This window comes from Xanthomonas sp. NCPPB 2632, from assembly GCF_041228075.2.
In the GTDB taxonomy this organism is placed as follows: domain Bacteria; phylum Pseudomonadota; class Gammaproteobacteria; order Xanthomonadales; family Rhodanobacteraceae; genus Luteibacter.
On sequence record NZ_CM192979.1, the window covers coordinates 3364890 to 3386575 of the forward strand.

18 protein-coding genes are annotated in these 21686 nt (G+C 66.9%); 9 read left to right on the forward strand and 9 right to left on the reverse strand.

Annotated elements, in window-relative coordinates; all coding sequences use genetic code 11:
- Window positions 1-18 precede the first annotated feature (18 nt).
- From AB8808_RS14305 to AB8808_RS14320, 4 genes are all read right to left on the reverse strand, one after another.
- On the reverse strand, window positions 19-585 hold the full coding sequence (locus AB8808_RS14305; protein WP_036140659.1) for an Hcp family type VI secretion system effector: 567 nt from the start codon (window positions 583-585) through the stop codon (window positions 19-21).
- Window positions 586-627: 42 nt separating this feature from the next.
- Window positions 628-2991 carry a type VI secretion system contractile sheath large subunit gene (gene tssC / locus AB8808_RS14310; RefSeq protein ID WP_369930337.1) on the reverse strand — a complete coding sequence of 788 codons (2364 nt, stop codon included), beginning with the start codon at window positions 2989-2991 and terminating at the stop codon, window positions 628-630.
- 272 nt (window positions 2992-3263) lie between these two features.
- Window positions 3264-3524 (reverse strand): hypothetical protein, encoded by a 261-nt coding sequence (locus tag AB8808_RS14315; RefSeq protein WP_369930338.1) that lies wholly within the window; start codon window positions 3522-3524, stop codon window positions 3264-3266.
- Between the two features lie 51 nt (window positions 3525-3575).
- Window positions 3576-4565 carry a sigma 54-interacting transcriptional regulator gene (locus tag AB8808_RS14320; protein WP_369930340.1) on the reverse strand — a complete coding sequence of 330 codons (990 nt, stop codon included), beginning with the start codon at window positions 4563-4565 and terminating at the stop codon, window positions 3576-3578.
- A gap of 197 nt (window positions 4566-4762) precedes the next feature.
- Between AB8808_RS14320 and AB8808_RS14325 the strand changes: the two genes are divergently transcribed.
- The 6 genes from AB8808_RS14325 to AB8808_RS14350 all read left to right on the forward strand — a co-directional run bounded on the left by AB8808_RS14325 (window position 4763) and on the right by AB8808_RS14350 (window position 11007).
- Complete coding sequence (locus AB8808_RS14325) at window positions 4763-5326, forward strand: hypothetical protein (protein WP_369930341.1); 564 nt, start codon at window positions 4763-4765, stop codon at window positions 5324-5326.
- A 46-nt stretch (window positions 5327-5372) separates the two neighbouring features.
- A complete protein-coding gene (locus tag AB8808_RS14330) occupies window positions 5373-5816 on the forward strand; it encodes a hypothetical protein (RefSeq protein WP_369930342.1) in 444 nt (147 codons plus the stop codon).
- A gap of 84 nt (window positions 5817-5900) precedes the next feature.
- Window positions 5901-6890, forward strand: coding sequence for an aldo/keto reductase (locus tag AB8808_RS14335; protein WP_369930343.1), 990 nt, complete (start codon window positions 5901-5903; stop codon window positions 6888-6890).
- An 87-nt stretch (window positions 6891-6977) separates the two neighbouring features.
- On the forward strand, window positions 6978-7847 hold the full coding sequence (locus AB8808_RS14340) for a LysR family transcriptional regulator (RefSeq protein ID WP_369931266.1): 870 nt from the start codon (window positions 6978-6980) through the stop codon (window positions 7845-7847).
- A gap of 113 nt (window positions 7848-7960) precedes the next feature.
- Window positions 7961-8146 carry a hypothetical protein gene (locus AB8808_RS14345; RefSeq protein ID WP_369930344.1) on the forward strand — a complete coding sequence of 62 codons (186 nt, stop codon included), beginning with the start codon at window positions 7961-7963 and terminating at the stop codon, window positions 8144-8146.
- Window positions 8147-8352: 206 nt separating this feature from the next.
- Window positions 8353-11007: an excinuclease ABC subunit UvrA gene (locus AB8808_RS14350; protein ID WP_369930345.1), complete on the forward strand. Its 2655-nt coding sequence runs from the start codon at window positions 8353-8355 to the stop codon at window positions 11005-11007.
- Here AB8808_RS14350 and AB8808_RS14355 read toward each other — a convergent pair whose 3' ends face one another.
- Entirely contained in the window at window positions 11008-11430 is a 423-nt protein-coding gene (locus AB8808_RS14355) for a hypothetical protein (protein ID WP_369930346.1), read from the reverse strand.
- Window positions 11431-12138: 708 nt separating this feature from the next.
- On the opposite strand from AB8808_RS14355, the gene AB8808_RS14360 reads away from it, so the two are divergent.
- Entirely contained in the window at window positions 12139-13083 is a 945-nt protein-coding gene (locus tag AB8808_RS14360; RefSeq protein ID WP_369925716.1) for an IS110 family RNA-guided transposase, read from the forward strand.
- Between the two features lie 502 nt (window positions 13084-13585).
- On the opposite strand, the gene AB8808_RS14365 is transcribed toward AB8808_RS14360, so the two are convergent.
- From AB8808_RS14365 to AB8808_RS14375, 3 genes are all read right to left on the reverse strand, one after another.
- Window positions 13586-14269: a DUF1345 domain-containing protein gene (locus tag AB8808_RS14365; protein WP_369930347.1), complete on the reverse strand. Its 684-nt coding sequence runs from the start codon at window positions 14267-14269 to the stop codon at window positions 13586-13588.
- Between the two features lie 94 nt (window positions 14270-14363).
- The gene (locus AB8808_RS14370) at window positions 14364-16589 is read right to left on the reverse strand and encodes a M28 family peptidase (protein WP_369930348.1); all 2226 of its coding nucleotides are present in this window, start codon (window positions 16587-16589) and stop codon (window positions 14364-14366) included.
- A gap of 5 nt (window positions 16590-16594) precedes the next feature.
- Window positions 16595-19003 (reverse strand): TonB-dependent receptor plug domain-containing protein, encoded by a 2409-nt coding sequence (locus AB8808_RS14375; protein ID WP_369930349.1) that lies wholly within the window; start codon window positions 19001-19003, stop codon window positions 16595-16597.
- Window positions 19004-19435: 432 nt separating this feature from the next.
- Here AB8808_RS14375 and AB8808_RS14380 point away from each other — a divergent pair, with 432 nt between their 5' ends.
- Window positions 19436-19969, forward strand: coding sequence for a DUF6630 family protein (locus AB8808_RS14380; RefSeq protein WP_036140648.1), 534 nt, complete (start codon window positions 19436-19438; stop codon window positions 19967-19969).
- Window positions 19970-19999: 30 nt separating this feature from the next.
- Here AB8808_RS14380 and AB8808_RS14385 read toward each other — a convergent pair whose 3' ends face one another.
- Window positions 20000-20890, reverse strand: a complete 891-nt coding sequence (locus AB8808_RS14385; protein ID WP_369930350.1) for a LysR family transcriptional regulator — start codon at window positions 20888-20890, stop codon at window positions 20000-20002.
- Between the two features lie 116 nt (window positions 20891-21006).
- Here AB8808_RS14385 and AB8808_RS14390 point away from each other — a divergent pair, with 116 nt between their 5' ends.
- A complete protein-coding gene (locus tag AB8808_RS14390; RefSeq protein WP_369930351.1) occupies window positions 21007-21642 on the forward strand; it encodes an NAD(P)-dependent oxidoreductase in 636 nt (211 codons plus the stop codon).
- The last annotated feature ends 44 nt before the right edge of the window (window positions 21643-21686 follow it).

Consider the following 21686-nt stretch of genomic DNA (forward strand, 5'->3'; position numbering starts at 1 on the left):
CAGGTATTGCACGGCCGGTCAGGTGAACTGGCCGATCGGACGGTTGCGGGCGACGCTCCATCCCGTTGCCACGTTGCCGGCCGTGGTCATGTCGCTCTGCTGCACGGTGTATGTCCACAGCACTTCGGTGAAGTTGAGCTTGAACTGCTCGGTGGGCATGTCGTCGGCGTTGGACTGGAACTGGATCTCGCTCAGGATGGCGTCGCGCAGCGCGATGGTGATGATGTTGGCCGTCATGCCGCCGGAGTTGCGCGCGATGTAGATCTTGGTCGGCTGTTTCCCGCCCACGCCCAGCGGCTGCGCGCGCAGGCAGTATTCGTAGAACTTCACCGAAGTCTTGTCCACGTATTTCACGCAGGTGAACTCGGTGATGATCGGGCGGCCGGACGTGCGCGCGGAGTTGCTGACATCGGTGGTGATCTGCTGTTTCATGCCCTGGTGGATCGACACCAGCTCGATGCACTGGCCCAGCTTCAGCACCTCGTCGCGCCATTGGTCGTCGATCAGGCTGCCGCCGCCTTTCCAGTCGTTCTTCGAGCCACCGAAGATGGTGTCGTCGCCGGGTTGCAGGAGAATCAGGTCCATGGTCTTGTTCCTTGATGGGTTCGTCGTGGCGTGCGGCGGCGATCAGCCTGCCGGCAGGTCGGCGACGAGGCGTATGGAGGTGGTCAGTTCCTCCAGCTGGAAATGCGGCTTGATGAATACCGTGGCCTTGTAGGCACCCGGCGAACCCGGCACGTCGGTGACGTTGAGCTGGGCCGCGCGCAGGGGGTAGCTCGCCTTCACGTCCTGCGGCGCGTTGTCGTCGAGCAACACGTACTGCGCGATCCAGGTGTTGAGGTAGGCCTCCACGTTCGAGCGCGTGAGGAACGCGCCGATCTTCTTGCGCATGATCACCTTGATGTAATGGGCGAAGCGCGACGCGGCCAGCATGTACGGCAGCATGGAGGAAAGCCGCGCGTTGGCATTGGCGTCCTCGCTGATGTACTGGCGCGGCAGGTTGGTGGTCTGCCCACCGAAGAACGCCGCCTGGCCCGTGCCCTTGCAGTTGCACAGGGCGATGAAGCCCAGGTCGTTGAGTTCCTTCTCGCGACGGTCGGTAATCGACACCTCGGTGGGACAGATCATCGCCGGCAGGCCGGCGTCGTCGCGATAGGTGTACACGGGCAGGCCGCCGACCAGGCCACCGCCCTCCTCGCCACGGATCGCAGCGGTCCAGTGGTAGAGCGCGAAGGCGTTGGTGATGCGTTCGGCGAGCACGTAGGCCGCGTTGCCCCACAGGAACGCGCCGTGATCGGGGCCCTGCTCGCCCGTCACCGTTTCCTCGTAGCGCAGGCCCTCGGCGGGACGCGAATCCTTGCCGTAGGGCAGGCGCAGCAGCACATGCGGCAGCACCAGCGCCACGTAGCGCGAATCCTCGCTGCCGCGGAACTCGTTCCACTGCGCCAGTTCGGGCGATTCGAACAGCTGGGCCAGGTCACGCGGATTGGCCAGTTTGTCGTAACCGTCCAGGTGGAACAGCGACGGCGACGCCGCGGCCACGAACGGCGTATGCGCCGACGCGGCGATCCGGGTCATGCTTTCCAGCAGTTGGATGTCGTTGGCCGAGCGGCCAAACTCGTAGCCGCCCACCAGCAGGCTGTACGGCATGCCGCCGTAGGTGCCGTACTCGTGCTCGTAAATCATCTTGAAGATGCAGCTCTGGTCGAACTCCGCCGCCTTTTCCAGTTCCTTGCGCAGTTGTTCCTTCTCCGCGTTGAACACGCGAAGCTTCAGCAACTGGCCGCTTTCTGTCCGCGACACGACGTAGAACAGGCCGCGCCAGGTCGCCTCCAGCGCCTGGAAGCTGTTCGAATGCATGATGACGTCCAGCTGGCGTCCGATCTGCACGTCGATGCCGCCGGTGCGCTCGTCGATCAGGCCGTTGGCGCCGAGCACCACCTGGGTCAGCTGCTTGTCGCCCAGTGGCGCGATGATCTCGTGCGTGTACCGGCCGGCAAGGCGACGCGCCTTCGACAACGGATCGATGGACACGAACGCCTCCTGGCGCCGGGTCACCGTATCGGCCGTGCGAACGGCCGCATCCTTCGCCATCGCGGCCTTGGACTGCGCCGCCAGCAACGCGGCATCCGCGACTTCCCTGGCCTTGCCCGCATCGGCGATATCGGCGCTGGCCTTGGCCACGGCCGCATCGCCCGAGGCGGCGGCCAGTGCGTTGGTGGCGGCGGTCAGGTCCGCTTCGGCCTTGGTCGAAGCGTCCTGTGCCGCCTTCGCGGCGGCGGCGGCGGCGGTGTTGGCATCGTCAGCGTTTTTCTTCGCCTCGTTGGCCGCAGCCAGCGCGGTGCGTGCCGTCGCGGCGGCATCCGCATTGGAGGCCATCTGCCCCTTCAGTACGGCGATCAGCGCCTTGGGTACGTCGGCACCGGCGACCGGCGAAGGCAATGGCGCGTCCGCATCGATATCCAGCGCATACCAGCTGTCGGTGGTCTCGCCGGCGAAGGTGGTCTTGAGTGCGCCCATGGCTGCGGCGTCGCGCGTGGACAGGTCAAGCAGCGCAGCCAATGCGTCGTTGCTCTCGGCCATCGACTGCAGGGTGCGCAGGTCGCCCCTGGCGTCGTAGCGGCTGCTCAGGCCCGGCACGTTCTTCACCACCGACAGCGGTTCGAAGTCGGCCAGGCAACGGAAGCCGAGCGTGCCCTGAAGCCTGGCATCGTCGCCCTTGATGAGGTCGGGCAGCCCGTGCAGCGTGGCGACCGGACCCACGTCGGCCATGACGCGATCAAACGAATCCGCATCGATGTCACGCATGCGCCGGTCTTTCATCGCGGGAAGCGAGTCGATGTCCACGTCGCCGGACAGGTTGGCGAACATGCCCACGATGAAGGCCAGTTCGATCTTCTCGGACGAGCCGCCCGTTTCCACGTCGTAAGTAATACGAACGCGCGGCGGACGCACGCGCAACAGCTTTTGCTGGATGCTCTCGGCACTCATCGGACTTGGCCTCTCGGTAGGATGGTCGGCAGGCATACGTGGCCCGCCGCCGCAGGTGAGAGTGTCTAAACACGATCCGTGCCAAGGCCACGCAGGCGCCGTGCAGCGCGGTGCGAAGCGGTTTCGAGGGGCTCGTTTGCCCGCTACCGTGTGCGATTCCACACGGTGGGTGCAATGCTGCGCACCGGTGCCATCCGTGTGGCAGGCGGGTATACCGGGAGTCGGCTACCGTGTGCGAAAAACGACACGGTGTGTGTTCCGTCACCCTGCGTCTAGGGCGCGGGGTTTCCGTCGGAACCGCCGTGCGTGACGCGAAGGCGCCATACCGTGCAGCGGATGAACGCGTGACGCTCGATCCGCCCTTCGGCTTCGAGCAGTTCGAGGGCGCGCTGCGTGATCTGCGGCGTCACGCCGGGCGATGGCGAAGCCAGCCACCATTGATGAATGCCCTCCAGCGTGTCCGCCGCACGCGGATGCTCACGCAGGTAGGCGATCAGACGGTCGGCCACGTCGCGCACGAGCGGTTCGGTCATGGGCCCTCGCTGGACGAATGCAGGCATGGGAAATCGGGGACGGGAGGCCGGTCAGTGTTCGACCGTGTCCGTGTCCCGTTTGTCCTTCGCCCCGTATTTGCGCACGAGCTTGCTGAACGCACTGCGATCCTGGCCCGCCATGCGGGCCGCATGCGAGACATTGCCCTGCGCCATGGCCAGCGTGCGCGTTACGTAGCCGCGCTCGAATTCCTCGATGGCGCGCGCCTTGGCGTCCTTGAACTCGCCTTCCGTGGCCAGGCCCACCGCATCGCGCCGCGTGCCCTGCCCGGCCGTGGCGCGGATCTCGTCGCCGTCGCACAGCAGGAACTCCCGGTGGACGAAGTGTTCAAGCTCGCGGACGTTTCCCGGCCACCCATGCCCGGCCATGACGTGCAGCGCATCGGTATGGAAGCGCTTGGACGAGACCTGCCCACGGTATTGCTCGTTCAACCGGGCAAGGAAGACATGGGCCAGTTCGACCGCGTCGTTGCCGCGTTCGCGCAGTGGCGGTAGGGTGAGCGTCAACACCTGCAAGCGATACAGCAGATCGCGCCGGAACCGGCGCGCCTCCGCCAGCGCACCCAGGTCGGCGTTGCTGGCCGCCACCAGGCGCACGTTCGCCGTTCGCTGCTGCGAACCACCCACGCGGCGATAGGTGCGGTCCTGCAGGAAGCGCAACAGTGCCGCCTGGGCCTTGGCCGGCAAGGCGTCCACCTCGTCGAGGAACAGGGTGCCGCCGTCGGCCTCGGCGATCAGGCCCGAGGTGGCATTCTTCGCGTCGGTGAAGGCACCGCGCTCGTGGCCGAACAACTCGCTTTCCACCAGCGATTCCGCCAGCGCGCCGCAGTTGATGGGAATGAACGGCATACCGGCGCGCGCGCTGAGGTAATGCACCGCCCGTGCCGCCAGTTCCTTGCCGGTGCCCGTCTCGCCGCCGATGAGCACGGTGACGTCGAAGGCCGCGAATCGGCGCAATTGCGCGAGTACATGGTGGAACTGGGGCGACGACCCCAGCAGCTTGGCACCCAGTACGTCTTCCACACGGACCCCCTGAAGGCATGCAGGGGACGGCAAGGCGGGCGCAAGAAACTACGGTCGGCATGACCGTGGTTTGCGTGTCTTCGACTCCCCTGGGCGCGAAAATCTAATACGCCACGCGTGCGCTGGCAACCATCGTTTTCGGCTATCGTGGTTTCGTCTCGCGGTGTGTCGCGGGCACGTCACAACGGAAGGCTATCGTGTTCATCCGCCTGGGGTTCCTGCTGCTCATCGTGGCGTTCGGCCTGTGCTGTTTCGTGGCAGGCATGCTCGCGCCCGACGGCTGGAAGACCGGTCTGGCATCCTGGTCGGCACCCGCGTTCGGCCGTCCGTCCGCAAGTGTGCCGAAAACGTCCGACGATTCCGCCAGCCACCCCACGCCACCCGCGGCGGCGTCCCCCGCACGCCCGTCCACTGCACATCCACCCGCCACGGCCAGCCTGCTCGTCGACACCGACGTGGCGCAGCCGATGCCTGCGCAAGGCCAGCCCGTGTATGCGCTGCAGCTGGGCCAGTACGTCGACACCGTGGAGGCCACCACGGCGTTGCGGCGCATCGCCGGACGCACCCAGGGGATGGCGCTGGCGCAACTGGATACCGTGGATGCCGCGCAGCGGCACTGGTCGGTCGTGGCCATCGGCCGCTATGTTTCCGCGGACGCGGCCCGGCGTGCCGCACCACGTGTGCAGGCGATACTCGGCGTGGACGATCTTCCCGTGATCCGCCTGCCCGCCACGCCACCGTCGCCGGCCGCCGCGCCCTAGGCCGTCCTGTCCATCCGATCGTTCACCGCTTGCCGGAGACGCCACCATGCCATCGATGCCTCCCCGTTCCGGCCGCGGTCCGTATACGCGGATCGCCGTGCTCAAGCCCGAATCCGCGGGACGGCCTGTGCTGGGCAGCTTCCAGCCACTGGAAGACGATCGTCGTGCCCGCGCCGCCACGCAATGGGGTACGGGACACACGGTGCCCCGGGGCACGCCCCCGCCCAGCCTGGAGGCACCGCTGCCGACCCGCGTGCGCACGCTGCTGTCGCACGGCGTGGAGCCCGAACTGGCCGGTCAACTGCGCGGCGGTCCCGCGCCCTCGCCCGGGTCACGGCGCGACACCGAGCGTAAGCTGCAACGGGTACTGGACGCCGGCAGCGACGGTGTCTACCACGACGATCCACTGGCCTCGCCCAACCTCTCCGGGCGCTCCGATCGCGGCGAACGTGGCGATGTCACCCCGCCCATTGATGAATCCAAGACATAGGACCAAGCGTGTTACCCCGCTTAATCGCTGGGTGAAGGGTGGCTAGCATGGTGACCTGTCTTCCCTCATCCCCGGAGATTTGCCATGCACACACGGATTCTCGGTAACAGCGGCCTCGAGGTGTCGGCACTCGGCTTCGGCTGCATGGGCCTGAATTTCGGCTACGGCCATGCCCTGGACACGGCCGCGGCCGTGCAGCTCATCCGCGACGCCGTGGACCTCGGCGTGACTTTCTTCGACACCGCGGAAGTCTATGGCCCGTTCACCAACGAGGCGATCGTCGGCAAGGCGCTCGCCTCCGTTCGCGAACGCGTGGTCATCGCCACCAAGTTCGGCTTCGCCTTCGAGGCCGGCAAGCAATCGGGCCTGGACAGCCGTCCGGAGTCCATTCGCAAGGCGGCCGAGGGTTCGCTCTCGCGATTGGGTATCGAGCAGATCGACCTGCTCTACCAGCACCGCGTCGATCCCGCCGTGCCGATCGAGGATGTCGCCGGCACGGTCCGGGACCTGATCCAGGAAGGCAAGGTGAAGCACTTCGGCATGTCCGAGCCGGGGGTGCAGACACTGCGCCGCGCGCATGCCGTGCAGCCGGTGGCCGCGCTGCAGAACGAATATTCGCTGTGGACGCGGGATGTGGAAACCAACGGCATCCTCGATGCATGCGGGGAACTCGGTATCGGCCTGGTCGCTTATAGCCCCCTGGGCAAGGGCTTCCTCACCGGCGCCATGAACAAGGATACGAAGCTCGGCGACGACGACTTCCGCAAGGCGCTGCCGCGCTTCGCTCCCGAGGCGATGGCGGCCAACGAGGCCCTGGTCGGGATGATCCGCGGCATCGCCGACGGCAAGGGCATGACGCCGGCGCAGATCGCGCTGGCCTGGCTGCTGGCACGCAAGCCATGGATCGTGCCCATCCCGGGAACCACCAAGCTGCATCGACTGAAAGAGAACATCGGCGCGGAAGCCGTGTCGCTCGATGCCGACGAGCTGACCGGGATCGAAAAGGCGGCCGCCGCCATCGACATCGAAGGCGGACGCTATCCGCCGCACCTGCAGGCCATGATCGGGCGTTGAAACCGCCACGAGCGCGGAGGCCCGGGTGCTACGATCCCGGGCATTCCCATCGGGGCATCGCAACGCGTGCGTAAAGACATCTACGACATGATGGCCTTCCTCGCCGTGGCCCGCGAGCGCAGCTTCACGCGGGCCGCGGCGAAACTCGGCACCTCGCAATCGGCGCTGAGCCACACCATCCGCGGACTGGAAGCACGCCTGGGCGTGCGCCTGCTCACACGCACCACGCGCAGCGTCTCGCCTACCGAGGCGGGCGAACGCCTGATCGGCAGCGTGGGGCCGCGCTTCGACGAGATCGAGGCGGAAATCGAGGCCCTGGGCGAACTGCGCGAACGTCCGGCAGGCAACCTGCGCATCACCACCGCGGAGCATGCCGCGCAATCCATCGTCATGCCCGCGCTGGAACGGTTCCTGCCGCAGTACCCGGACATCCATGTCGAGCTGAGCGTCGATTACGGGCTGGTGGACATCGTGGCCGAGCGCTACGACATCGGCATCCGCCTGGGCGAGCACCTGGCCAGGGACATGATCGCCGTACCGGTGGGCCCACCCATGCGCATGGCCGTGGTCGCCACGCCCGGTTATTTCGAGCGGCGCACGCTTCCGCGCACGCCGCAGGACCTGACCGGGCACAACTGCATCAACCTGCGCCTGCCCACCTACGGCAGCCTGTACGCCTGGGACTTCGAGAAGGACGGTCGCGAAGTGAAGGTGCGGGTGGAGGGCCAGTTGATCCTCGACGGCATGAATGCGATCGTCCGCGCGGCCCAGGCCGGCCTGGGCCTGGCGTGGGTGCCCGAGGACGTGGTCTCGCCGCATGTCGAAGCCGGCCAACTGGTGCGTGTGCTGGAGAACTGGTGCGAGCCCTTCGCCGGTTACCATCTCTATTACCCCAACCGTCGACAGACCGCGCCGGCCCTCACCCTGCTGGTGGACGCGCTGCGCTACCGAGGCTGAATCGTCCACGGAACCTTGACATACGGGCGATTGACACCACCTCTTGCCTAGCCGAGGATCGTTTCAGGCCGCGCCCGGGTCCCGGTGTCGTGCAGCACGCAGGAGAAAACACCATGAGCCAGCGCCACCTCATCCTCGCCGCATGGTTGGCCCTGGCCGTCGTGTCGTATGTCGCCGGATCGGTCACCGGAACGCTGCTGCTCGTCGGCGCAGGCGTGGTCACGGAAACGCTGCTCTGGTTCAACCTGATGCAGCAGCGGCGTATGCAGCGCGTACGTGTGGTTGCCCGTCGGCGCTGAGGTTGTCTGGATCGCCCACATCGTGGGCTCCTACAAAAGTAATCGGCGCAACGTGTACCTGTTGGAGCGGACGATGTCCGCGATCCACTCCCGCGATTCGCTCCCGCGACCAAACACACGCAAACACGCCCCCACACCCCCCTACCTCCAAGCGACAACACGCAATTTCACGTCACGGCAGATGATCCGGTGGCGATAATGCGGGCATGACCCGACGCAACGCCCCGCCTACCATTCCCGCTACCGTCCCCACGCCCACCGACACCCGCGGCTTCGTCCGCGTCCGCGGCGCACGCGAACACAACCTGAAAAACATCGACGTCGACATTCCGCGCGACGCCCTGGTGGTGTTCTCCGGCGTGTCGGGTTCCGGTAAGTCATCGCTCGCCTTCGGCACCCTTTACGCCGAAGCGCAGCGGCGCTATTTCGAATCCGTGGCCCCCTACGCGCGGCGACTCATCGACCAGGTGGGCGTTCCCGATGTCGACGACATCGAAGGGCTGCCGCCGGCAGTGGCGCTGCAACAGCAACGCGGCACGCCGGGCACGCGCTCATCGGTGGGTAGCGTCACCACGTTATCCAGCCTGGTGCGGATGTTGTATTCGCGCGCCGGCTCGTACCCGCCGGACCAGCCGATGCTGTTCGCCGAGGACTTCTCGCCGAACACGCCGCAGGGCGCCTGCCCGCATTGCCATGGACTGGGGCGCGTCTACGAGGTGACCGAGGCCTCGATGGTGCCCGACCCCACCCTCACCATCCGCGAGCGGGCCATCGCATCGTGGCCACCGGCCTGGCATGGGCAGAACCTGCGCGACATCCTGGTCACGCTGGGCTACGACGTGGACATCCCGTGGAAGGACCTGCCGAAGAAGCAGCGCGACTGGATACTGTTCACCGAGGAGACGCCGACGGTGCCGGTGTACGCCGGCTTCACCCCCGCCGAAACGCGTGCCGCGCTCAAGCGCAAGACCGAGCCGAGTTACATGGGCACGTACATGGGCGCGCGTCGCTACGTGCTGCACACATTCGCGAGCACGCAAAGCCCGTTGATGAAAAAACGCGTGTCGCGCTACATGATCGGCAGCCTGTGCCCGCTGTGCGACGGCAAGCGCCTCAAGCGCGAGTCGCTGTCGGTGACCTTCGCCGGCCTGGACATCGGCAGTTTCTCCGCGCTGTCGTTCGATGCGCTGGTGGACACGCTGCGGCCCATCGCCGAAGGCCGCTTCGAAGACGACTCAAGCACGAGCACGCGCAGCCGCGCCGCAGGCAAGCGCGCCGACGCGAAGCGCGTGGCCGGCGGTGGCGCCGCGCACCAGGGCTCGTCGGACGTGCGCCGCACCTCGCACCTCTCGCCGGAGAAACGCATCGCCGCGCAGCGCATCGCGCAGGACCTGCTGGTTCGCGCGGGTACGTTGCAGTCACTGGGCCTGGGCTACCTGTCGATGGACCGCGCCAGCCCGACCTTGTCGCCGGGCGAATTGCAGCGCCTGCGCCTGGCCACGCAGATCCGCTCCAATCTGTTCGGCGTTGTCTACGTACTCGACGAACCCTCCGCCGGGCTGCATCCGGCCGACGGCGAGGCGCTGCTGTCCGCGCTGGAACAACTGAAGCGATCGGGCAACACCCTTTTCGTCGTCGAACACGACCTGGACGTGATGCGCCGCGCCGACTGGCTGGTCGATGTCGGTCCCGATGCCGGCGAGCACGGCGGCCGGGTCCTCTACAGCGGCCCGCCGGCGGGCCTGGCCGATGTGGCGCTGTCGCGCACCGCGCCCTACCTGTTCGGGACGACGCGGCCGAGCGAACGCCCGCCGCGCATGCCTTCCCGCTGGCTGGAACTGAAAGGCATCACCCGCAACAACCTCCGTGCACTGGATGTCGCCTTTCCCCTGGGACTGTTCACCGCCGTGACGGGCATCTCCGGATCGGGCAAGTCCAGTCTGGTCAGCCAGGCCCTGGTCGAATTGCTCGGCGACCACCTGGGCCACGAGCCCGCGACCATCGACGACGAGTCCGACGACGCCACGCCCGGCATCGTCACGAAAACCGGCGGTCGCATCCACAAGGGCGCGGACCCCATCACCCGCCTGGTCCAGGTCGACCAGAAGCCGATCGGACGCACACCGCGCTCCAACCTGGCCACCTATACCGGGCTGTTCGACCACGTGCGCAAGCTGTTCGCGGCCACGCGAGCGGCCACGGCGAAGCGCTACGATGCGGGGCGTTTTTCGTTCAACGTGGCCAAGGGCCGCTGCGACACCTGCGACGGCGAAGGCTTCGTCAGCGTCGAACTGCTGTTCATGCCCAGCGTCTACGCGCCCTGCCCCACCTGCCACGGCGCACGCTACAACGAGGCCACGCTCGCCATCCGCTGGAACGACAGGAATATCGCCGAAGTGTTGCAACTCACGGTGGAGGAAGCCTGCGAGTTCTTCGCCGACGAGCCGGCCGTGAAGAGGCCGCTCATGCTGCTCTACGACATCGGCCTGGGTTACCTGCGCCTCGGCCAGCCGGCCACCGAGCTTTCCGGCGGCGAAGCGCAACGGATCAAGCTGGCCACCGAACTGCAGCGTTCGCAGCGCGGCAGCAACTTCTACGTGCTGGACGAACCGACCACCGGCCTGCATCCGTCGGATGTGGACAAACTGGTCGCACAGCTGCAGGGCCTGGTCGATGCGGGCAACACCGTCGTCGTGGTCGAACACGAAATGCGCGTCGTCGCGGGTGCCGACTGGGTGATCGACGTGGGTCCCGGAGCCGGCAGCGAGGGCGGACGCGTCGTCGCCAGCGGCCCACCCCGCACCGTGGCTGCCGAAAGCGCCAGCCGCACGGCTCCCTACCTGGCGCGTGTCATCGGCTGATCAACCGCCCTCGGCGACCCGCAGTTCGTTGACGTCACGCACGCTGTAGACGTCGATCGCATAAGGCTGCCGGGTATCGCCGGTGGCCTTGAAGCGACCGAACACGGTGGCGTCGGCCCGCGTACCCTTGGCGGCGACGGCCCGCCGGAACGATGAGACATCCCGCTTGCCCATCGCCTTCTCGTCCATCGCCAGCGCCACGGCGCCCTTGCACTGCGCGTCCGACAGCGTGGTGACCTTGCCCTCGCTGCTGGCGATGCCGCGCACGGTCACGGTGGTGTTGAGATAGCGCGCCGCGCCGTCGAGCACCGCACAAATCGAGTCCGGCGGCGTCTCCGGCGCCGCACGCGCGGTCAGCGGCGCGACGGCCAGCACCCATGCCACGGCGACGGCGGTCGCCCCTGCCAACATCTTGGTTTTCATTGGTTACCCCCAGTTCCCGGCCCGATGCGGGCCTGGCCGTATGGACGGCCGAGGGAAGGACACCGCGTTTGCGGCGCCGCGTCAATAAGAAAAATGGTCAGTTGAGGATATCGGGAGGGTTAGCGGCGGCAAGAGCCGGCGGGTGCCACCCTCGTGGCCACGCCTGCGGCGACCCGTCAATGAAAGCCGCTGCGCGGCCATGTATTGATTGCCCTTCGGGCCGGGTCGGGCTTCGCACAGGGGTTTTCGACTCGACATCCCTGTCTCGCGAAAACGGCCGGCCATCCGGGCCGGCCCCCTTCGGGCCTGATCTGTGCGAATCCCTCGCCTGCGGCTACCGGCCACGAGGGTGGCACCCGCCGGCTCTTTCCAAGACTGAGGTTGCGTGTGGGGAGAGCGAAGAGCTGGGCTTCGCTTCGTTGCTGGGAACGCTCGCCTGCCTGATGCGCATGGCATCGGTCGCCTTAGATACATTGAGGGTTCGCGCACATGCGTGCGCTTGTGTCTTTTCGATGGGGTAGATTCGAAGTCGAGAGCGGAGTGTGGCAGGCCGATTGTGCGCGGTGCCTTGAGCACGTGTAGGAGCCCGGGCCGCCACACTCCCTTCTTTCCACCAAGCCCGAACAGTTGCCCGAGTTAACGGCTCGAACATCACAAGCGTGGGCCCGTGGAAAGTGCTCTCTATCCCGCCCTAGCTGGAACGAGACGATGACTTTTTACCTCGGTATCGACGTCAGCAGCAAGACGCTTGACGTGGCTTTCTTCCGTGCCGGTGAACAAACCGGCGCCTGTGAGCAGTTCGACAACAGCCCAGCCGGTGCGAAGAAACTGCTTCGCGTCATGGCCAGGCTGGACGTGCAACACGTGGTCCTGGAGGCCACCGGTGGCTACGAGAACCTGATTCTGGATGCCATCGCCCAGATCTATACGGTGACCCGGATTGCCTCGCATCGTGGCACCGCTTTCGTGCGTAGCCTGGGCAAGTTTGCCAAGACCGACAAGGCCGACGCCAGGGCCTTGGCCCACATGGCCCAGACCATCACGCCGCAGCCCTATAAGCCGCCAACGCCGGCGCAACGCCATCTGCGCGGCCTGGTGAAGGGCCGGGATCAGTTGATCCGGCAGCGCGACGACAACCGCCGCCGGATCAAACGGTGCGAGTCGATGGTCGTCCAAGGGGCGCTAGAGCGGGTAGGCGCCCTGCTGACCGCGGAGATCAAGGCACTCGAAGGGCTCATGGCGGAAGCCGCCAAAGCCGCCGATGCGCCGCTTGCTGAGCAACTGCTCCAGGTGCCTGGCCTGGGCAAGATCGCCGTCGCCACGCTGCTGGCCTTCCTACCGGAGCTGGGCCAACGCGGCAATCGGCAGATCAGCGCGCTGGTCGGCGTCGCGCCGTACACCAAGCAGAGCGGGCGGCGGGACGGCCCCCGCCAGATCATGGCCGGCCGGCCCTTCGTGCGGCGCATCCTTTACATGGCCGCACTCGCCGCCATCCGCAGCACCCAGTCACCTCTGAGAGCCCACTATCAGGCCCTTAAAGCGCGAGGCAAGCCTCCGAAGGTGGCCATCGTGGCCTGCATGCGCAAACTGCTCATCACCCTCAACGCCATGGCCCGCGATCAGACTCAATGGCACGGCACGGTAGAGGCCTGAAAAAGACAGTTGCTCCTACACAGCCGGCGGATTAGGCGTTGGGCATGCCACAACCTGCCTACCCTTGGGGGTAGGAGCGCACGATGTGCGCGAACAGCCAACAAAGCGCTGACGCCGTACCCTACCTCTGCTCGTTCACCGCCACTCGCTGCTCGCCCAACAACCCACCTCAGTGTCGACAAGAGCCGGCGGGTAGCCCCCTCGGGGCCGGTAGCCGCAGGCGAGGGCTTCGAACGGAAAAAGCCCGAAGGGGGCCGGCCAGGACGGCCGGCCGTTTCCGCTGAGACAGGAGGTCGAATCGGAAACCTCCGTTCGAAGCCCGACCCGGCCCGTAGGGCAATAGATAGACGGCCGCGCAAGCGGCCCTTCCTTAGCGGGTCGCCGCAGGCGTGGCACCGAGGGGGCTAACCGCCGGCTCTTGCTCGAACGCCGCGACGCTCCAAGCTCCAAGCCCCAACGCGATGCCGAAGGCGAGCCCGAACCAAACGTCCAATCCCAAAACTCAGGCCTTGCCCGCCGCCACGTTCACGCTGATCGCGATGATGAAAACGTTGAAGAAAAACGCGATAGCACTGTGCATCAGGCCCACACGGCGCAGGTAGCGCGTGGTGATCTGCACGTCGGAGACCTGGAAGGTCATGCCGATGGTGAAGGCGAAATAAGCGAAATCCCAGTAATCGGGTTCTTCGTCGCCGGGAAATTCCAGGCCCTTGTGCGGCTCGCCGAATTCGCCGTAGTAACCGTGCGCATAGTGCAGCGAGAACAGCGTGTTCATGAACGTCCACGCCAGGATGATCGTGCTTGCCGCCACGGCGATCGCCATCACGCCGCCCTTGTCGCTGGAGTTCAGCTCGGTGGTGACCGCGCCCAGCACCACGGCGGACAGCACGACGCCACTGAGCAGGGTGGTCCAGCGCCCGGTGTCCTGCTGCGAGGCCTGCCGGCGCATCGTGGCCGGGTTGGCGCCGACGAAGATGCGTAACAGCAGCACGAAGTACACGACGGCACCGATATCGAAACCGATCAGCAACGGCAGCGAACGCGGCAGTCCGCTGAATTCCAGCACCACCGCAGCGACCACGGCGGCGGCCGCACCGACCAGCAGGCGCGGGCGGGCATGCGCGTAACGAATGGGCGCCCACACCTTCTTGCGATGCGACCCGTGTTTTTGCGAGGTGTCGTTCATGCCTGCATCCGCCTTGAGAGTGCGGCGGACTATAGCCGAGTGCATGCCCGATGCACCGGAGGGGCGCGACTGCCACCCCTCCGGCGACGTGGCACTACGGTTTCCGCCCCGCCAACAAGACGGTCGCTCGCTGCAAGGCCTGGGTCGCCTTGCGTGTCGCTTCCACGGTCAACGCCGCCTCGTCGCGCGCTTCGTCCCACGCTTTCGCTTCGATCGCATCGCCGATTCCCGGCAGGGGTGCCACGTCTTCCCCCTCCTTGCGGCCGGGCGCCTGCAACAGGTTGCGGTAAGCGCGCCGCTGCGGCAGGCCATCGGCCTGCAGGTAGGCGTCGCCGACCTCGCGCAGGTGACGATTGATCCGGACGGCGTCCGCGGGCGGGATGTCCCCGCTGGCGTCGGCCGCTGCGTCGTAAGCGGTCGCCGCTGCCAGCAGGTCACGCTGCGCCGCACGCAAGGCGTCCAGGCCCACCGGCTGCCATGCGTCGTCCACCCGTGCCGGCGGCTGCCACTGACGATAGGCCACCTCCGCGAGGCGGTAGGACCCATCCGCCAGCAGCGCGTTATGCCGCTGCGCTTCGTCGCGCGCTTTCGTCGCGCCGGCCTGCACCCTATCGATATCCCGACCCAGCGCCTGCGCGAAGACGGTGAACCGCCAGGGCAGCACGTCGGCATTGGCGACACGCAGGGCCAGGCGTGCATTGGTTTTTGCCAGCAGGCCGACATAGGCCAGGCCGGGGTCGCCAAAGCGCTGGTAGTGCGCATACGTGTCGTAGAGCGAGTGGTAGACCGGCACGCTTTCCTCGTCGCCGTCGCGGTCGTATCCGTAACGAACATGCAGCGAGGGAACGCCGAGTCGATGGGCGAAGGCCAGGTAATCGGAACCGGTGCCCAGCCGAGGCAGGACGACCGGGCCAGCAGGTACCTCCCTGCCCTTCTCGTCGGCGTCCACGGCACGCTTGGCCAGACGGCGTGCCTGTACGCTCGCTCCCGTCTCCGGATCGCTCAGGTCGGCGGCGACGCCGTCCACCAGTGCACCGATCGACGGGTCGCCCTGGGCGGCGAGCAGGCCGCGGCCGGTGGTGTCGTTGTTGAGGTAGAACACCGCCTTTTTCGCCAGTTCCGCGGCATGGCGCTCCGTCCAGGCACGCGAGCCCAGGATGCCCAGTTCCTCGCCGTCCCAGCTGGCGAAGACAAGGGTGCGCTTGGGTCGAACCCCCGCCTTGGCCAGCTCACCGATGGCTTTCGCTTCGGCCAGCAGCGCCGTGGTGCCCGCCAGCGGGTCCCAGGCCCCGTAGACCCAGGCGTCGTGGTGCACGCCACGGATCACCCACTCGTCCGGGTAGCGGCTGCCGCGGAGTGTGGCGATGACGTTATGTAGCGTGCGCCACTCCCACGGCGAACGGACTTCCAGATGGACACGTGCCTCGCCACCGATGTGATACGTCAGCGGCAGTCCACCCTGCCAGCGGTTCGGCACGACGCGACCGCCCAGCGCGCGCAGGAAATGCTCGGCATCGCCGTAACCGATGGTCACCACCGGGATCGACAGGTCGTCGGTATGCCTGGCCGCCTGGATCGTCTTCGCACTGGCGGCATCCAGCACGCTGTCGATGCCCAGCGTGCCGCGCTGCACGGTGCGCGGCGTACGCCATGCGCCGGTGGGATAGACCTCGCCCTTGGTGAAGCCGTCGGCCTGCGGATCGGAATAGATGACCACGCCCACCGCGCCATGCTGCTGGGCAAGCCGGGGCTTGACCCAGCGACCGGCGCCGCTGGACTTCACCAGCACCACCTTGCCCACGACGGACTGGCCCGTGCGGGCCAGGTCGGCATAGTCCTTCGCCAGTCCCTCGTTGACGTAGATCATCGGCGCATCCACCGCGCCGTCGGGACTGTACGCCTCCATGCCCGGCAGCACGCCGTCACGCCGCGCGGTGTCGGCATCGCCGGCCACCGCCGGCTCGGTGAAGTCCGCCGCGTAGCCGTCGCCGTCCAGCAGGGCAAGCTTCTGCACCGTGGGATAGGCGACGAGCACACGGGTGGACTCCACCGTTACGTCCCAGCCCCACTGACGCAGGCTGTCGGCGATGAAGCGGGCGTTCTCGTCGTTGTGCGGCGAGCCCACGTGGTTGGGCGCCGAGGTGAGTCGGCGCAGCCAGCCGTCCAGGTCGGCGCCGGCCAGCGCGGCGTCCACGCGATGCTCCGTCTCGCGTTCGGCAGCGGACGATGCGGGGGTGAAACCGGCCAGCGGTGCGTCCGCGGCCGGCGTGGCGTCCGCCGCGGTGACGGTCAGCGACAAGGCAAGCAGAAAGGCACGCATCGACATCAATCCCACCGGTAGGTCACGCTGGCGTAGTAGTAACGGCCGTTCCAGCTCAACGGCGAGAACAGGCTGTACTTGAAGTTGCCGCTCGTGGAGTTGGCGTACTTCACCTGCTCCGGCCGCGCATTGAACGCGTTGTCCGCGCCCGCGGTGAACGTCCAGCGGTCGAGGTTGTAGTCGGCCGATACGTCGAGCGTCCAGCGATGGTCGAAGTCCTGGTCCAGCGCCGGGCCGCTGTTGCTGTAGACGGTGTAGCTGCCGTAGCGCTGCACGTTGGCGTGTGCCGCCCAGCGGCTGTGCAGGTAGTCGAAGCCGACATCGAGCTTGGTCCGCGGATTGGTATCGCCCAGCAGCCCCAGTCGCTCGCGGCGCTCCACACGCTGCACCGCCACCCCCAGTTCGTCGAGGACCGCCGGGTTCGGCTTCACCCGCGTCACCTCGTTCTCGTTGTATGCCCAGCCCACGGTGGTGTTGAGGCGATCGCCGTTGGCAAAATCGAAACCGTATTGGCTGACGATGTCGAGCCCGCGCGTGCGTGTGTTCACCGCATTGGTGAAATAACGGATCGACTGGTAATTCGCGTCCACGCCGTTGGCGGCCAGGTAGGCGTTGACGGCCGGCGTGTTGACCGGAATGTTGGACGACAGGTTGATCCGGTTGGCGATCTTGATCCAGTAGGCATCCGCACTGACGTTCCAGCCGTCCAGCGGTTCCAGCACCAGGCCCAGCGTGGCGCTGCGCGACTTCTCCGGCTTGAGTTTCACCGCGCCGAGCAGGCCGGCCGCCGCGGAATCCACGGGGAACGTGCCGGACTGCACCAGCACCTGGCCCTGGCCGAGGTCCTGCAACTGCGAGGAAATATCCGCGTAGTGCTGCTGCACCAGCGTGGGCGCGCGGAACCCGGTGCCGACGCTGCCGCGAAGGGCCACGCGCGGGGTGAAGTCGAACCGACCGGACAACGCACCGGACGTGGTGCCGCCGAAGTCGCTGTACTGCTCATGGCGGCCGGCCAGCGACACCGCGAAACGGTCGGTCAGGTTGGTGTCCAGGTCCACGTACACGGACGTGTCGTGGCGCTGCCAGTTGCCTTGCAGGTCGCCGGTAATGCCGCCGTTGGCGCCGTACTGCGACACGGCGTCGCCCGGCTTCACCTTGTAGCCCTGGCGCAGGTATTCCGCACCGAACGACACGCTGACCGGGTTGGGCAGCCACGAGGGGCTGAATTCCTTGCCGATGTCGAGGTTGGCCACCTGCTGGTTGGTCTTGTAATCGGCGCCCTGGATGAAGAACGGCGTGCTGCCGAACGCGCGGTAGTAGTCCGCGTTGATCGCATGGCTGCGCTGGTCGTATTCGTTCGACCCATGGCTGACCGACGCGTCGTAATGCCAGCCGCTGTCGAATTCGCCACGCACGCCGGCGGTCAGCGTGGTGTCGTTGACGATGGGCACGTTCACCGGCAGGTAGCCCTGCGGATAGATCGACGCGACGTTGGTCGATTCGCCACGGTGGCGATAGAGGCTGGCGGTCTCGTCGCGATCGCGCCGGTAAAGCGCTTCGACATACACCTCGGCCGCCTTGCTGAAGGCGTACTGTCCCACCAGCGACACCTTGTTCGACTGCACGGCGGGTTCGCCCAGCCAGTACACCTTCTTCCCGTAGGTGGTGCCGACCGAGGCGGCCGTGCGATCCAGGCCGGCGCGGTTGGTGCCATCGTTGTTCTGCGTGTCGATGGCGACATGGATCGACCCCTTGTCGCCCAGCTTGAATCCGGTGTCCGCGCTCAGCTGGCGCTGGAGGCCATCGCCCGCGTCGTAGCCGCCGAACTTGGCGGTCACCTGCCCGCCCGTGCCGGACTTCTTCAGGATCACGTTGATCACGCCACCGATGGCATCGGAGCCGTAGCGCGCCGACTGCCCGTCACGCAGCACCTCGATGCGCTCCACCGCCGAGACGGGGATGGCGTTGAGGTCCACGGGGTTCGAACCGCGTCCGATCGCGCCGCCCAGGTTGAGGAAGGCACCGGCGTGCTGGCGCTTGCCGTCGATCAGCACCAGCACCTGGTCTGGGCTGAGACCGCGCAAGGTCACGGGACGGGCCACTTCGGCACCGCTGATCGTGGTCGGCTGCGGAAAATTGAGCGACGGCACCAGGCGCGCCAGCGCGGCTGTGAGCTGGGTGGCGCCGGTCTGCTGCAACTGCTGCGGGGTGATCACGTCGATCGCCTGCAACGAGCTGGATACGGTGCGCTCGGTGCTGCGGGTGCCGGTGACGATCACGGTATCCAGCTGGCTCGGTTTTGCCGATTCCGCCTTGTCCGCCGGGGCGGCCTCCTGGGCATGGGCGGACGTGGCGCCGAGCACGAGGGCCAGCGCGAGGAACAACGGGTGACGACGATGGGTCGAAGGCGACATGGTTGGGACTTTCCCCTGGAAACGATGAAGGATCGGCACCTGAGGCGCCGGATAGCCGGGAACGGCGACACGACACCGCGGCAAAGGCAGCGGCAGCCGGCATGGCCGGACAAGAGTCGAAATATCGTTACCTGCGGCGGACCCGCAGGACACGCGCAACGCGTGGCGTCAGTCGCTCAGGCCCGTCGACACGAACGACACGCAGCGCCGACCGGACATCGCGGCGTGGCCGCTGACATCGACGGAAAGGCAGGTGCGTGGCAGGTGTGTGCGTTCACGGTGAGCGGGTGTCGCCTGGATAGGGCCGGGTGCCATTTGTTGCACCGCAGCGACCCGATGTCAACCCGGTCGATTGGACGTCCATTTCAAGGACTGCGACGCTTTGACGCGCATCGTGCGATGATTTCGCCAGTTCTCCACAGGCCCTTCCCCATGAGCTACGACGACGATTACCCCGAAGAACGCGAGTTCGACGACGAAGAAGGCGAGGAGACGGTCGAGTCGCAGGTGTGGCAGCTGTTGCTGCTGATCAACCCGGGCGACGAGGAAAACGCGCTTCGCCAGTTCACCGTCTACCGCGCGGAAATCGAGGACCAGGGCGACGACGATCCCATCCGTGTCGTGGCGCAGGTCACCGACTGGCAGTCCAGTTTCGAAGTGGACGCCGACGATACCCGCACGCTGGTGGATGCGATCGCCGAGCTGGTCTCGCGCTGGAGCGACGTCACCATCGACTGGGACGGCGACCCCAGCGAGGACGACTTCCACGAGGACATCGACGGGCCGGAGATCTTCAGCCGCGCCTTCGACCAGCTCAACCAGTACGGTTACACGTTGTGGGCCCGCGAAGCGGAGGACGACGACGTCTACGCCGGCTGGATCACGTCCTCGCGCGATGACGAGAACATGCGCCAGCTGGCGGCCAAGCTGGGGATCAACCTTCGGCTGGGTAGCCAGGTCACGTGAGCGGCAGGCGCGCCACGCGGCGCGGCGCATTCAGGCCAGACGTTCCTTGAGCAGGTCGATAAACGCCCGCACCTTCACCGGCGGTTGGTTGCCCGGATAAACGGCATGCACCCCGCCCTCGGGCAAGGTGTAGTCAGGCAGCAGGGCCACCAGGCCGCCCGCTTTCAGTTCGGCCTCCACGATGTAGTCGGGCAGCACCGAGAGGCCCAGGCCTTCGAGCACGAAGCGGTACGCCGCCGTGGCGCTGTTCGCGCTGGCGACGGCGCGGGTCTGCACCACGCAGTCCGCGGCGTTCGGATCCTTGAACACCCAGCGGGTCGGCGAGGCGAGCACGGTGACCGCGATCCAGCGGTGTGTGGACAGATCCTCGGGCACAGTGGGTATGCCATGGCGGGCGAGATAGGCCGGGGATGCCACCAGGCATTGCCGGAAACTCGAGAGCTTCGTCGCGCGCAGGCTGGAGTCGCGCAGCCAGCCCAGGCGGACGGCCAGGTCGAAGCGCTCGGCGATCAGGTCGGTCACAGTGTCGGTAACCACCAGTTCCACACGAACCTGCGGGTAGCGCTCGGCATAGGCGGCCAGCGCCGGCGCCACCACGTTGATGCCGTGGTCGTTCGCGGCGCTGATGCGAAGCGTGCCCATCGGGGTGTCTCGACATTCGCCCAGGCGGGCGATCGCGGCTTCCGCCTCCGCCAGCACGCGCGCGCAATCCTCGTGGAAACGCTCGCCCGCGTCGGTCAGCGCCATGCGGCGGGTGCTGCGCACCAGCAGCTGCACGCCAAGCTCGGCCTCCAGGCGGGCCAGGTGCTGGCTGACCATCGCCTTGGTCGTGCCCAGTTGCTCGGCGGCGGCCGTGAACGAGCCGGCACGAACCAGGGCGACGAAGACGCCTAAACGGTTGAGGTTGATATCGATGGCCATGCGGCTTGGTCCAGATCGTAAAGTATAACTTTACGATGAATCGCGTATGGAGTGGTTTTTTCGTAACGATACGCGGCGCATGCTGTGCTCCTACCCACCGAACCCGAGGTTTACCCATGAAGATCGTTCTGTTCGGCGCCACCGGCAATATCGGCAACGTCATCCTCGATGAGGCCCTGGCCCGCGGCCATGATGTCACGGCGGTGGTCCGCGACCCGTCGAAGCTCGCTACGAAGCATCCGAAGCTTCACGTGGTGAAGGGCGACGTGGCCGCGCCGGCCTCGTTCGCTCCGTCCCTCGGCGGCGCCGATGCCGCCATCGCCAGCCTCAACGACCACGCCGATCCCGCCAACGTCCCCCGCCAGGCCACCACCCTGCTCGACGCGCTGGCCGCGGCACACGTGAAGCGCTTCGCCTGGGTCGGCGGCGCCGGCAGCCTGGAAGCGGCGCCCGGCGTGCGCGTCATCGACGATCCGCATTTCCCCGAAGCGTGGAAGACATCCGCGAACGCGCAGATCGAGGCGCTGAAGGCCTTCCGCGCCAGCACGGCGGACGTGGACTGGACCTATATCAGCCCCGCCGCCGAGATCGCGCCCGGTGAGCGGAAGGGCAGCTTCCGCGTCGGCGGCGAGCAGTTGCTGGTCGATGCCGGCGGGCACAGCAAAATTTCCACGGCGGATTTCGCCATCGGCGTGCTGGACCGGATCGAGCAAGGCGATGCGGCGAAGAAGCGGGTGACGTTCGCGTACTGAGGGGTGTGGGGTGTGGGGTGTGGCCGCGACCTCAACCCCGACCT

Excerpts from the sequence above, each read along its gene's own strand:
- AB8808_RS14305 (WP_036140659.1), bottom strand. The coding sequence starts at position 585 with ATGGACCTGATTCTCCTGCAACCCGGCGACGACACCATCTTCGGTGGC.
- tssC (WP_369930337.1), bottom strand. The coding sequence starts at position 2,991 with ATGAGTGCCGAGAGCATCCAGCAAAAGCTGTTGCGCGTGCGTCCGCCG.
- AB8808_RS14315 (WP_369930338.1), bottom strand. The coding sequence starts at position 3,524 with ATGACCGAACCGCTCGTGCGCGACGTGGCCGACCGTCTGATCGCCTAC.
- AB8808_RS14330 (WP_369930342.1), top strand. The coding sequence starts at position 5,373 with ATGCCATCGATGCCTCCCCGTTCCGGCCGCGGTCCGTATACGCGGATC.
- AB8808_RS14335 (WP_369930343.1), top strand. The coding sequence starts at position 5,901 with ATGCACACACGGATTCTCGGTAACAGCGGCCTCGAGGTGTCGGCACTC.
- AB8808_RS14340 (WP_369931266.1), top strand. The coding sequence starts at position 6,978 with ATGATGGCCTTCCTCGCCGTGGCCCGCGAGCGCAGCTTCACGCGGGCC.
- AB8808_RS14345 (WP_369930344.1), top strand. The coding sequence starts at position 7,961 with ATGAGCCAGCGCCACCTCATCCTCGCCGCATGGTTGGCCCTGGCCGTC.
- AB8808_RS14350 (WP_369930345.1), top strand. The coding sequence starts at position 8,353 with ATGACCCGACGCAACGCCCCGCCTACCATTCCCGCTACCGTCCCCACG.
- AB8808_RS14355 (WP_369930346.1), bottom strand. The coding sequence starts at position 11,430 with ATGAAAACCAAGATGTTGGCAGGGGCGACCGCCGTCGCCGTGGCATGG.
- AB8808_RS14360 (WP_369925716.1), top strand. The coding sequence starts at position 12,139 with ATGACTTTTTACCTCGGTATCGACGTCAGCAGCAAGACGCTTGACGTG.
- AB8808_RS14365 (WP_369930347.1), bottom strand. The coding sequence starts at position 14,269 with ATGAACGACACCTCGCAAAAACACGGGTCGCATCGCAAGAAGGTGTGG.
- AB8808_RS14370 (WP_369930348.1), bottom strand. The coding sequence starts at position 16,589 with ATGCGTGCCTTTCTGCTTGCCTTGTCGCTGACCGTCACCGCGGCGGAC.
- AB8808_RS14375 (WP_369930349.1), bottom strand. The coding sequence starts at position 19,003 with ATGTCGCCTTCGACCCATCGTCGTCACCCGTTGTTCCTCGCGCTGGCC.
- AB8808_RS14380 (WP_036140648.1), top strand. The coding sequence starts at position 19,436 with ATGAGCTACGACGACGATTACCCCGAAGAACGCGAGTTCGACGACGAA.
- AB8808_RS14385 (WP_369930350.1), bottom strand. The coding sequence starts at position 20,890 with ATGGCCATCGATATCAACCTCAACCGTTTAGGCGTCTTCGTCGCCCTG.
- AB8808_RS14390 (WP_369930351.1), top strand. The coding sequence starts at position 21,007 with ATGAAGATCGTTCTGTTCGGCGCCACCGGCAATATCGGCAACGTCATC.